Source organism: Psychrobacter sp. NPDC064578 (genome assembly GCF_044901245.1).
GTDB lineage: Bacteria > Pseudomonadota > Gammaproteobacteria > Pseudomonadales > Moraxellaceae > Psychrobacter > Psychrobacter cibarius_C.
This window is the reverse complement of sequence record NZ_JBJDPI010000006.1, coordinates 214865-227080: the sequence shown is the minus strand read 5'-3', so window position 1 is coordinate 227080 and position 12216 is coordinate 214865. Positions and strand designations below refer to the sequence as shown.

Below are 12216 nucleotides of genomic sequence, written 5' to 3'. Positions count from 1 at the left end.
CTCGATTTACATTACAATGAACTTTTATTAAAATGACAGTTTGTCCAACTATTTGAATAACTTTTAGAGGATTTATCATGGCTGAAGAACAAGCACAACCACAATTGGCACTAGAGCGTATCTACGTAAAAGATATGTCACTTGAAGTCCCAGGCGCTAGTGTGTTCACCAAAGAGTGGAACCCAGAGCTTGATATCAATTTGTCTAGCAACGCTGAAAAACTCGATGACGATCATTATCAAGTCATCTTAACGGTGAGCGTTACAGCAAAAAATGCGGAAGAAGCGGCATTTATCGCTGAAGTGCATCAAGCAGGTATCTTCTTATTAAAAGACATCCCAGAAGACCAAATCGGTCAAATCTTAGGTGCATACTGCCCGAACGTTTTGTTCCCGTATGCTCGTGAAGTCATCAGCGACATCGTAACGCGTGGTAGCTTCCCGCAGTTATTGCTAGCCCCTGTCAACTTTGACCAAGCTTACGCGCAAAGCCAGCAACAAGCACAAGTTGATGCTGAAGGTAATGCATAAGTTTTAAGCAAAAATGTGCTAGCTTTATTCGCAGTATATTTTGATAAAAAAGCCGTTTACTCATTAGGAGTGAGCGGCTTTTTTGTGGATGCTGTTTAAGCGCTTATTCAAAAAAATCGTTGAGCAATGAGAGTTCTACTGAGTAATATTGTAAGACATACAGTTAAAACCATCAGACATAAAAAACCCTGCTAATAAACAGGGTCTTCAATCGCGTCATCAATTATTTAAAATCGATGATTAGCCTTTTAACGCTGATAAAATTTGTTGCTTAACATCATCGATGCCTTGCGTGCCATCAAACTTATCATAATTAGGGGCATCGGCACCTTCTTTGGCCTTGTCTTGATAAAAACCAACAAGCGCTGATGTTTGCTCATGATAAGTCGCTAGACGATCACGAATGGTAGATTCTTTATCATCTTCACGCTGGATTAGTGCTTCGCCCGTAACATCGTCGATACCATCGACCTTAGGTGGATTGTGATCAACGTGATAAACGCGACCTGAACCAGGATGTTGGCGGCGACCAGATAAGCGCTTGACAATCTCGTCATCCGGCACGCTAATTTCGATTACATGATCGATAGCAACGTCAGCATCTGCAAGTGCTTGAGCCTGTGGAATCGTACGCGGAAAACCATCCAAAATACAACCATTGGCACAATCAGGCTTAGCGATACGTTCTTTCACTAGGTTAATAATGAGGTCATCAGAAACCAAACCACCAGCATTCATGATGTCTTTGGCTTTTTTGCCAAGCTCGCTGCCTTCTTTGATTGCTGCACGCAGCATATCGCCAGTTGAGATCTGCGGGATATCATATTCTTTAGAAATAAACTGGGCTTGGGTACCTTTACCGGCGCCTGGTGGACCTAGCAAAATAATACGCATCATTACACGATTCTCCTTAATAGATAGGATTTTGGGACTAATAAAACTCAGGGATTGGTTGTTTGCCAAGCTACCTTACCTTGTGGCTTGGCAAAGCTCAAGTATTTTCATTATTTGCAGTGATAAGTTGTCATGACTTATCTGTTCATATAATGCTGTTGCGCGCTGCTGTATCGGACAACAGCGCTTACGTCAGAGGTGCTGACAACAACAGATATAAATACTATGGAATTTGTTGATTGATTTCAACATTGACCTGATTTTGTTCCGCACTAATCACCACTGGATTACCTGACAAATCCCCTGACTCTGCACTGGCAGTGCCACTATGGCTGATACGAGCGATGACAGCCAACTGAACTTTATCCGCTCTCGCCGATTTCAAAGTACGTTCAGGCATCATGGCATCCAAATCGCTTAGGCTAATACTGGCTTCACCTTGCTTGATGACACTGATAGGCAAACGTTTGGCAGCAAATGGTGGTCCACCATTGACATCACGTATGGCCACAAATAACACATCGTCGGCTTTGACTAACGGCAGCAGGCTGGCATTAATTTTAACAGTCACTTCAATACCTTCAGAGGCTTGCTGTTGCTGAGCGGTGACATTAGCACTTAGCTCATCTAGACTCGCCAATGCTTTGGTATGATCGCCAGGTTTAGCCGCAATACTGTCACGTAGACGCTTAATCCAGCCTTGTGCTTGATCAAAATTACTACTCCGTGCCTCACCCATTGCCATGAGCATTTGCGCGCCCTCATGCTCTGGATTTTTAGCCAACACGTCTTGTAGCACTCGGCGACTATTAGCGTCTAATTGGCCTTTATTGGCAAAGAAGCTAATCTGTGCATAAGTGGTTGCAATCTCTTCATTGTCTGGTGACAAACGATAAGCACGCGACAAGGCTTCAATTGCGGAGTCAGTGGCTTCTAATGATAAGAATAATTCTGATAAACGCATCCATCGATCTGGATCATCAGCGTGACGATAAACATTGGTCTGCATGGCACTAATCAGCTGTTGACCATCTTCAATCGCCCAAGCAGGCGGCTGATCAATCTTACCCGTTAATAAATCATCAGCCACTTGACCTACTTTATCTTCAGCTGCCCAAAGCTCGAACACAGGCGTACGATCGCCGACCATCAAATACGCCATCGCCGCGAGGACTGGCACCCAGACAGTAATGATCAGGCGGCTTTTGATACCAGGCGCGACCATCGGTGTGACTTCACGCTGAGCATCTAATAATTGACGTTCAAGCTCCAGTTTTTGGTTCTGGTAATGGCTGTCATCGATAGTGCCATTGTCTTTATCTGTTTTTAGTTCTGCTAGACGCTCACGGAACACAGCAACGTTGATATCCAACAGCTGATTGTCCAGAGGCTTTTCTGGCGAGCGTGACGCTCGCAGCCAAGGCATGATGGTAATAACAGCGAGTATTAAGGCGATGAGTAAGCTTAGAGCAATAAATAAGCCCACAGTAGAGAATATGGTCATTTTTTGTCCTTGAGGCTTGTAATATCATGGTCGTTTTTGTCATCGCTCGAAGCACGTGATAACAGACGATCAATCTCGGCTTTTTCAGCAGCAGACAGAGCAGCAGCCGTACTATTGACCGTTACCCCGCTTTCACCACTAGCGACAAGCTGACGTCGTTTGCTTTGCCAGAACCAGCCTATGAGTAAACTGATGAGTAATAGTGGCGGAAAAAACCACAAAATCCACGTTGATGGACGGACAGGCGGCTTATAAGTGATGAAATCGCCATAACGTTCCTGCATATAAGCACGAATCTCGCCATCACTACGACCGTCTTTTATCAAATCATACGTTTTTTGCTTTAGATCTTGAGCAATGGGCGCATCCGATCCTGCAAGATTTTGGTTTTGACATTTTGGGCAACGCAGCTCTTCGATGAGACCACGATATTGGGCTTCTTGCTGCACAGAATCAAAGTCATAGACCTCAATAGCAGCATAGCTTGCCATACTTATTAGACAAGCTATTAATAAGCTCGAGACTTTTAACGTAACGGTTGTTATTTTATTGGCTATCATTTACACGCCTCCGCAACCTGAGTCGGATCTGGACTGACGTTTTTATTATTGGCTTCATTGAGCACCATCAAGCAAGGCGTAATACGGCTTTGCCAGTTGCTTTCATTGATCTCACCAATGATGTGCTGACGAATAATACCATTACCATCGACTACGAAAGTCTCAGGCGCACCCGTCAAACCTAAGTCCAAAGCAAACTGACCAGATAAATCCTGAATAGACATCGAGAACGGATCGCCACCTCGGTTTAAGTAGCCTAGAGCATCACCAATGTCATCTTTATAGTTGACCCCGACCAGATTGACACCGCGCTCCTCTAGTTGCATAAGAAAAGGATGCTCAATAATACAAGTTGGGCACCAAGAGCCCCAAATGTTCATCAAAAAAGGCTTATCAGGTAGGTTCTCATTGGTCATGATACGACTGGTATCTGATAATAAAGGCAGCTCGAAAGCGGGCACTGGGCGCTCAAGTGCCGTATTGGTAACGATATCCGTCGGCTTACCCAAACGCAGATATAGCATGATGATTAAGCCAATGAAAACGATCAGTGGAATCAAAAACCATAGCTTAAGTTGCTTTTTGTTCATGGTTTTCGTGCCACCTACCTTATCTTGCTTTGCATTTTGCTCAGGGGATTGCTTTGATGTGCTCATATTAATTATCCCCTGTCTTTAATGCTGACGCATCCAAATCGGCGACGGTGGTAAAGCCTGCTTTATTTGCCGCAATTTGTGCAGGTGTCTTGGTTTTCTTAATACGATAGCGATGATCAAGAATACTCAATACTGCACCAAACGCCATAATCAGAGCGCCTAGCCATATCCAGCGGATAAGCGGTTTCACATAAATACGTACTGCCCATTCGTTGCTATCTTCGGCGATAGGTTCGCCCAGTGCCACGTAAACATCACGCATGAGGCTAGCATCAATCGCGGCTTCTGTGACTGGCATCATACTAATGATGTAATTACGTTTTTCAGGATACAGCGTAGTCACAGCACGGCCATCTTTGCTGATTTCAACCTCAGCTTGGGTGGCATCAAAGTTACTGCCTTTGACTTCACGAAAGCCTTTAACGGTAAAGTCATAGCCTTGGACATGAACGCTATCGTTTGGTCCAAGCGCGACATCACGTTCAATACTTAACGTACTGGTAAATGCGACGCCGATGACGGCAATAATGACACCGATATGAGCGGTCTGTTGACCCCAATAGCTCAGACGTAACTGGCGTAACCCTTTAACAAAATTGGGTGCGTTTTTGGTTTTGTCTTTGAAATCAACCACCATCCATAGCAGTACCCAAAAACTGACCGCCAAGGTAACGCCAATATTAAGCATCGCAGACGGGCTCACAAAATACGTGATAACTGCCGCAAGCACTAAACTACTGGCTGCAATGACCATACCAGCGCCCAATAGCGGACGGCTGTCTTTTTTCCAGCGAATGTTCGAGCCCATACCCATTGCCACTAAGATCAGCCACGTTAGCGGTACAAATAGCGCATTAAAGTAAGGAGGGCCGACAGACACCTGACCTAAATTAAAGGAGTCAGCAATGATAGGATAGAGCGTGCCGAGTAGTACGACCAAAGTCGAAATCAAAATAATAACGTTGTTAATGACTAAAAATGACTCGCGTGAGATCAGTTGATACTGACTTTCGACCGTTAAACGCCAACCACGTACCGCAAACATCAACAATCCACCGCCGATGATCACACCGAGAATGACTAGAATGACCAGACCACGCGTTGGGTCGGCGGCAAACGAATGCACCGAGGTAATAACGCCAGAACGCACGAGAAAGGTGCCCAATAGACTGAGTGCGAAAGCAAAAATCGCCAGCATAATCGTCCATGCTTTAAAGACACCACGTTTTTCTGTGACGGCAAGCGAGTGTAACAGCGCTGTACCAGCCAGCCATGGCATCAATGAAGCGTTCTCTACTGGATCCCAGAACCACCAACCACCCCAGCCAAGCTCATAATAGGCCCACCATGAGCCAAGCGCGATACCAACGGTCAAAAAGCCCCAAGCCGCCAATGCCCACGGACGCGACCAGCGTGTCCACACTGCATCTAAACGACCTTCCCACAATGCCGCCATACAAAAGGCAAACGGCACGACCAAACCCACATAACCCATATACAGCATCGGTGGATGAATAATCAAACCAAAATCTTGTAGCACAGGATTTAGATCCGCACCATCAACAGGCAAATTTGGTAATGTACGATCAAATGGCGACGAGGTAAAAATCAGCATCGCTAGCATCATCATCTGTACGCCGGCCAAAATCACCAACACTCGCGCACGCATAGACAGTGGCAAACCACGGCTAAAGTAAGAGACCAGCGCACACCAAGTAGCCATGATGGTCATCCAAAGCAGCAATGAACCCTCATGACCACCCCAAGTTGCCGACAGCTTATAATACCAAGGCAACAGCGTATTAGAATGCTGAGTGACATAGACGAGGCTGAAGTCATTATAATAAAAGCCTGCCATCAGCGCGGCAAATGATGTGATCATGGCAGCAAATTGTGCCCACGCCAGACTTGGTGCCAGACGCTGCCACGCAACGTGGTCACGCATGATACCGACGGTTGGTAATACCACCTGCAAAATCGCCAATATAAAGGCGGCTAGCAAGGCAAAATAACCCAATTCTGTGATTAACATACGGTCTAACCTTGTTTACCTTAATACGGTCATTGTTTATTTTAGGGATTGGTTTTGTAGGATATTCGAAAGTATCCAGTAATCGTTACTACGAGTATTTATAATGCTGGTCTTTATTAGTATTATTTATTATAAAAGCGCCATTAGCCATTGCAGCTGAGGGCGCTTACAGCAAGGTACATTAGCGTCAACTTGTCACGTTTCTGTATCCACTCTGTATGCGATGTGTATAAAGACCTAAAAAATGCGTCATTACTGAATCGCAGGAAAAAACACTAAGACCAGATGCAACCAGCCTGCTAAAAACCCTGTCAAACCACCCAACACGATTAATGTCATTTCATCTTCACGAAAAGCGGGACGTAATAAGTTCTGAAACTCATCTGGCGTCAGCGCGCGAATACGGTCACGAAACAGCCCAAATATTTTACTGGCACGGCTTTCATTGAGCTCAGGATCTCGCAATGGCACCATTGTCGCAACAATTGACTTATCAATGATGGTGTTTTTTAGCTGTCCATATTCGCGGCGGCCCAAGCCTAGGCGCAGTGTCGTACTAATCACTGGCGACTCTAGCACTTTATATAAATGCGACTTCATCAACTCACGCGTTTGCGCAGCACGGTCACCATACATCATCTCATTCATGATGTTCTCAAGCGTCACCAAATCTTTTACCACAATCTCAGCAAAAACCTCAGAAACTTCCTCTTGGCGTTTCATAAAACCGCCTTGCAAACGATACTGGGCGATATGTGGTAATTGCGGTCTAATAAATGGAAAGCGACTCTGGACGGCAAAAAACTTCACATAAGGAATAAATCGCGGCTCTACAGGATTAAACACCATCCAAATAGCAATCCAATTGGTAAGAAAGCCCCAAATCGCGGCAAAAAACGGCACTGTCCAATGCTGCGGCACCACCAAAAATATAAACATTTGGATAATACCGAAGACCAAGCCAATCAAAGCACTGATATGCCAAATAAAATCGATCTCTTTTTGACCAACCTTCAAAAACATATTGACCATTAAACGACGATCACTTTCCATCGTGTTAACAATCATTTTGCGCATATCAACCAAGTCTTCGACGTTATGGGTCAAGTCAGTCACCAAAGACTGCATGATATTAGGCAGCTCTTGATGCGCTTGAGCGTAGACACGGCGCTTCAACGCATAAGGCAGATTACCCCACAGCGCTGGCGAATGGTCCAACATGATTTCATCAATCAATGCTTCAAGGTTTTTGTCCACGGTATCCGTGATAAATACCGCCATCTGCTCAGGCTCCATCGCCTGAAAAAATTCATCAAGCGAGCCAAGCTTTGACAGCGTTTGATCCACGATAACGCCTGATATCTTGCCAGCCTTTCGTGGGACGATACCTTGCCAGCCAATACCCGGCAACCCAAAAAACGGGAAGTTTGGAATACGAATACCCCGAAACTTAATCGGATAGAACAGCATTTTAAGCGCCATCCACACGTGTATCCATGTAACAAATGCGGTCACAGGCGGAATAGTCAGCATGGCAAAAAACTCTGGGTGTTCAGCTATTGTCTGCCACAATGAAGTTGCATCCATGACTTATCTTGCCCCTGACAGGTTAATTGTCGTCGCTAATTAAAAAGGATTAGCAAATTAGAACGCTTAACAAAAAGCCGCTCTGCCCATGATGATTATTATCAAATAAATCGCCTGATTTTAGCATACTTGCCATTCATTAGCACACGTCGAGCCTAGGTAAGTTGTGACTAGGGATGACACGTTTTACTATTACTTTCGATAGTAACAATATTAATATCATCTACAGGCGCTTTAGATAATAACGACCACAAAATAAATGGCGGTATACTGCGGCGGCTCATTTGTTCTGTTATAATTTGTGATTGTATGACCGCACATCGCTGTATATAGATTGAGGGATTATTATTTCAACTCATATCAGTCCATGTAATTGAAATTCTTATTATTATCCTTTATGCTCGCCGCACTTTGATGAACGACCCTGCCCTTTTACTCTCTTTTATTGACTCACTGACCGTTTGGGCTCTTACTTTCTATGAATAAACCGCTAACCCCCAATACTGAACAGGTCAATCGTGTTTTCACCAGTCGTATTATTATCCTTGGAATTCTGATATTTATTGGATTGAGCGGCTTGATCGTGCGTTATGGTTACCTGCAAGTCTATGCGCACGATAAGTATACGACGCAAGCAGACAATAACCGTATTAAACTGATCTCTGCACCGCCCAGCCGCGGCTATATTTATGATCGCAATGGGGTCATATTGGCAGATAACCAGCCCGTATTTACGGCCATGTTAAGCCCTGATGAAGTCGAAAATCCAGAGCGTACGCTAAATTTGCTTGCGCCTATTTTTGAGCTAACAGATGAGAATATTACCGATATTTTAGCGCGATTGAGTAAAAGCAAAAACGATCCTGTGACCATTAAAATTGACTTAACCGATGCCCAATTGGCGCAGTTTAGTGAGCGTAAACCCTTCTTTCGCGGTGTGACCATTCAAAGCAAGCTGACACGTTCATACCCTTATGACGAGCTATTTGCACACGTCATCGGCTATGTTGGGCGTATCAATGATAAAGAAACCAAACGCATTGACAAAGATCGCTACGCTGGCACTGACCTTATCGGTAAAATCGGTATCGAAGATTATTACGAGGACATATTGCTAGGGCAACCGGGTTATCAGTCGGTAGAAACCGATGCTCTTGGCAATATTTTGCGTCAATTAGACACTAAACCACCCGTAGCTGGTAATGACATTACGCTGAGCTTAGATTATGGCTTACAGCAAGTCGCCCAGCAGCAGCTAGACGGTCGTCGCGGCGCTATCGTGGCAATCGATCCAAAAAATGGCGATGTATTGGCGTTTGTCAGTAATCCAAGCTATGACCCCAACCCTTTTATCTCAGGCATCTCCTTTAAGGATTATGGCAATCTGCGTGAAGATCTGGATCAGCCGCTCTATAATCGTGCGCTACAAGGGATGTATCCTCCTGCCTCCACTATTAAGCCTTTTGAAGGCTTAGGCGGCATTCATTATGGGCTGCGTAATTGGGAAACCACTATCTATGATCCCGGTTATTTTAGCTTACCGGGAGACTCACATCGATTCCGTGACTGGAAGCGCGGTGGTCACGGGTCAGTAGATCTTAAAAAATCAATTATGATGTCGGTGGATACCTATTATTATAAATTGGCCTATGAGATGGGCATCCAGCGCCTACACGATTGGATGACACGCTTTGGATTTGGTGAGCCGACAGGCATTGATTTGCCCAATGAAAAATCAGGAATTATGCCATCACCGAAATGGAAAAAAGACACCTATGGTAAAGGCTGGTTGCCGGGTGAAACCATCTCAGTCAGTATCGGGCAGGGTTATTTCTTAGCCACACCATTACAGATTGCCAATGCAACCGCCATGACAGCGAATAAAGGCTATCACATTACTCCGCATCTACTAAAAAGTAGCGATGGTGCAGCACAAGTTAACGTAATCACTAAACCAGATGGTAAAATTGACTACAATGGCAAACCCTCTGACTGGTTACGTATGCATGATGCGATGGAAGATACAGTCAAAAGGGGGACTGGACGTGGGATTTATACGCCGCGCTATCGTATTGCGGGCAAAACAGGTACTGCGCAAGTCAAGTCCATTGCGCAAGGCAAACGTTATGATAAATCTGCCATAGACAAACGTCACTGGGATCATGCTTGGTTCAATGGTTTTGCACCCGTAGACAATCCTGAGATTGCGCTTGCCGTATTGGTCGAAAATGGCGGTGGCGGTAGTAAAGTCGCTGCACCGATAGGTCGCGCACTATTTGACTACTGGATATTACAGCGCAAAAACGACCCTATCTTGCCACCAACGGCTGACCAATTAAAAGTCATCAAGCGCCAAAAAGCTTTTGAAAAATTGATGCGTGATGCCCAGCGTGAAAAAGAAGAAAAAGCGCTAGAAGAAAAGGCAGAGGTGGAAGCAGCCACAGCCGCCACAACCTCTGAGTAAAAGTACGCTAAACCAGATACGGTAAATATAAATATTATGAAAAAATCTATAAGCAGCCGCGAGCATAGGAATAATCATAAGAACAAAAATATAGCTGCGGGCGACGTGCGGATCATTGGTGGTCAGTTTAAACGCCGTGTTGTACGTTTTATCGACGCAGAAGGTCTACGTCCTACCCCAGATCGCTTGCGAGAGACGCTGTTTAGCTGGCTACTTCCTGATATTCATGGCGCTTATGTGCTTGATAGCTGTGCTGGTAGCGGTGCCTTAGGTTTTGAAGCATTGTCTCGTGGTGCCGCGCACGCAACCTTTATCGAAATAAATCCTGCGCAAAGTAATATGCTGCGTCAAAGTGCTGAACAGTTGCATCTGAGCGCTGATACCCATCAAATTATCCAAGGCACTGCAGAAAGAGTATTGATGCAAGAGCAGATTGTTCCGCGCCCTTTCAATATTGTATTCATCGATCCACCGTATGCTCAAGATCTGTGGCAACCTATTTTAATGGCACTGATTACCCAGTCGTTAATTGATAGTGAAACACTGATTTATCTAGAAGCGGATAAAGATTTAAAAAGCCAATTGAAGCAACTGGAAGAGACGCTTAATAAAAATCCAGATATCCAATCAAGTACTATTCAGCAAATAATCCGCTTTGAATGTGTGAAACAGACCAAGGTTGGACAAGTTGTTGCTGGACTTTATCGTTTATCATCGTCATAATTGCCTAGTTAATGCCTGCCATTAACAAATTTTACAAATGTTTAGAACCGCTAAAAACTGGCCAACGCTGCAGTTTAATGTATATAAGGCGAAAATAAACCCCAATGCAGCTTGCAAGCGTAGGCACTACTGCTTATAATGTGCAGTCTGTTTTTTGAGAGCCCCGTTCCCAGCTAAACTCTCAACGAATTCTAATTTTAAGGTTTTATCATGAAAACACTTAGTGCAAAACCAGCTGAAGTGACCCATGACTGGTATGTCGTAGATGCTGACGGCAAAACCCTTGGTCGCTTAGCCACTCAAATCGCTAGTCGCTTACGTGGCAAGCACAAGCCTTCTTTTACGCCGCACGTTGACACTGGTGACTTCATTGTTGTCATCAATGCTGATAAAATCACGGTAACGGGTAAAAAAGCGCAAGATAAAAAATACTATCGTCACAGTGGCTACCCAGGTGGTATCAAGGAAACCAACTTCAGTAAGTTGCTTGCACATAAGCCTGAAGATGTTCTACACAAAGCAGTTAAGGGTATGCTTCCAAAGGGCCCTCTTGGCTATGCGATGATCAAGAAGCTGAAGCTATATGCGGGTACTGAACATCCACATACTGCACAGCAACCTAAAGAACTAGACATCTAAGGATATACTTATGGAACGCAATTACGGAACTGGTCGCCGCAAGACGTCTACTGCTCGTGTCTTTTTAGCTAAAGGTACTGGTAGCATCGTTGTTAACGGTAAGCCACTTGATGAGTATTTTAGCCGTGAAACTTCACGTATGGTTGTTCGTCAGCCTCTAGAATTACTTGACTCACCTACTGCTTATGACCTTTACATCACTGTAAAAGGTGGCGGTATTAGTGGTCAAGCTGGCGCAATCCGTCACGGCATCACGCGTGCATTGATTGAGCTAAACGAAGCCAACAAACCTGCACTAAAAGCAGCTGGCTTTGTTACTCGTGACTCACGTCAAGTTGAACGTAAGAAATTGGGTCTACGTAAAGCACGTAAACGTCCACAATTCTCGAAACGTTAATCAAAGCTATCTCTTATCTTTTTGCGGCTGTTGTCTTTATCTCAGAGCGACAGTCACAATTTTAAAGAAAAGAGTAGATTTGCAAAACCTTATAAGCTGTCCGCAGCTTATAAGGTTTTTTTATGGCTGATGACTTTTGCATTTGCTCGTGATTTTGTGCGTAAATCACCTTGCAAAGCAATGCTGACTACCTCATCATGATGATAACTTTTCATTATTAGTAACAATTT

General features: G+C 44.5%; 11 protein-coding genes. 5 read left to right on the top strand and 6 right to left on the bottom strand.

Going from position 1 to position 12216, the window contains the following annotated elements:
* The first annotated feature begins 77 nt into the window (after positions 1 to 77).
* On the top strand, positions 78 to 530 hold the full coding sequence (secB, locus tag ACI2JM_RS09110) for a protein-export chaperone SecB (RefSeq protein WP_045446997.1): 453 nt from the start codon (positions 78 to 80) through the stop codon (positions 528 to 530).
* Positions 531 to 770: 240 nt separating this feature from the next.
* On the opposite strand, the gene adk is transcribed toward secB, so the two are convergent.
* The 6 genes from adk to ACI2JM_RS09080 all read right to left on the bottom strand — a co-directional run bounded on the left by adk (position 771) and on the right by ACI2JM_RS09080 (position 7763).
* Positions 771 to 1427, bottom strand: coding sequence for an adenylate kinase (adk, locus tag ACI2JM_RS09105; RefSeq protein WP_045451169.1), 657 nt, complete (start codon positions 1425 to 1427; stop codon positions 771 to 773).
* Between the two features lie 220 nt (positions 1428 to 1647).
* Positions 1648 to 2928, bottom strand: coding sequence for a c-type cytochrome biogenesis protein CcmI (gene ccmI, locus ACI2JM_RS09100; protein WP_404643695.1), 1281 nt, complete (start codon positions 2926 to 2928; stop codon positions 1648 to 1650).
* The gene (locus ACI2JM_RS09095; RefSeq protein WP_372862127.1) at positions 2925 to 3419 is read right to left on the bottom strand and encodes a cytochrome c-type biogenesis protein; all 495 of its coding nucleotides are present in this window, start codon (positions 3417 to 3419) and stop codon (positions 2925 to 2927) included. The genes ccmI and ACI2JM_RS09095 overlap by 4 nt, the downstream gene beginning before the upstream one ends.
* A 65-nt stretch (positions 3420 to 3484) precedes the next feature.
* A complete protein-coding gene (locus ACI2JM_RS09090; RefSeq protein WP_404643693.1) occupies positions 3485 to 4144 on the bottom strand; it encodes a DsbE family thiol:disulfide interchange protein in 660 nt (219 codons plus the stop codon).
* A gap of 1 nt (position 4145) precedes the next feature.
* Positions 4146 to 6176 (bottom strand): heme lyase CcmF/NrfE family subunit, encoded by a 2031-nt coding sequence (locus tag ACI2JM_RS09085; protein ID WP_055123789.1) that lies wholly within the window; start codon positions 6174 to 6176, stop codon positions 4146 to 4148.
* A 252-nt stretch (positions 6177 to 6428) separates the two neighbouring features.
* Positions 6429 to 7763: a hypothetical protein gene (locus ACI2JM_RS09080; protein ID WP_087815527.1), complete on the bottom strand. Its 1335-nt coding sequence runs from the start codon at positions 7761 to 7763 to the stop codon at positions 6429 to 6431.
* Between the two features lie 478 nt (positions 7764 to 8241).
* On the opposite strand from ACI2JM_RS09080, the gene mrdA reads away from it, so the two are divergent.
* The 4 genes from mrdA (at position 8242) to rpsI (ending at position 11986) form a co-directional block, all read left to right on the top strand.
* Positions 8242 to 10227, top strand: a complete 1986-nt coding sequence (mrdA, locus tag ACI2JM_RS09075) for a penicillin-binding protein 2 (protein ID WP_404643690.1) — start codon at positions 8242 to 8244, stop codon at positions 10225 to 10227.
* 36 nt (positions 10228 to 10263) lie between these two features.
* Entirely contained in the window at positions 10264 to 10950 is a 687-nt protein-coding gene (rsmD, locus tag ACI2JM_RS09070; RefSeq protein ID WP_404643688.1) for a 16S rRNA (guanine(966)-N(2))-methyltransferase RsmD, read from the top strand.
* A 210-nt stretch (positions 10951 to 11160) separates the two neighbouring features.
* The gene (gene rplM / locus ACI2JM_RS09065; protein ID WP_045447009.1) at positions 11161 to 11589 is read left to right on the top strand and encodes a 50S ribosomal protein L13; all 429 of its coding nucleotides are present in this window, start codon (positions 11161 to 11163) and stop codon (positions 11587 to 11589) included.
* A gap of 10 nt (positions 11590 to 11599) precedes the next feature.
* Positions 11600 to 11986: a 30S ribosomal protein S9 gene (gene rpsI, locus ACI2JM_RS09060; RefSeq protein WP_045451158.1), complete on the top strand. Its 387-nt coding sequence runs from the start codon at positions 11600 to 11602 to the stop codon at positions 11984 to 11986.
* Positions 11987 to 12216: the final 230 nt, after the last annotated feature.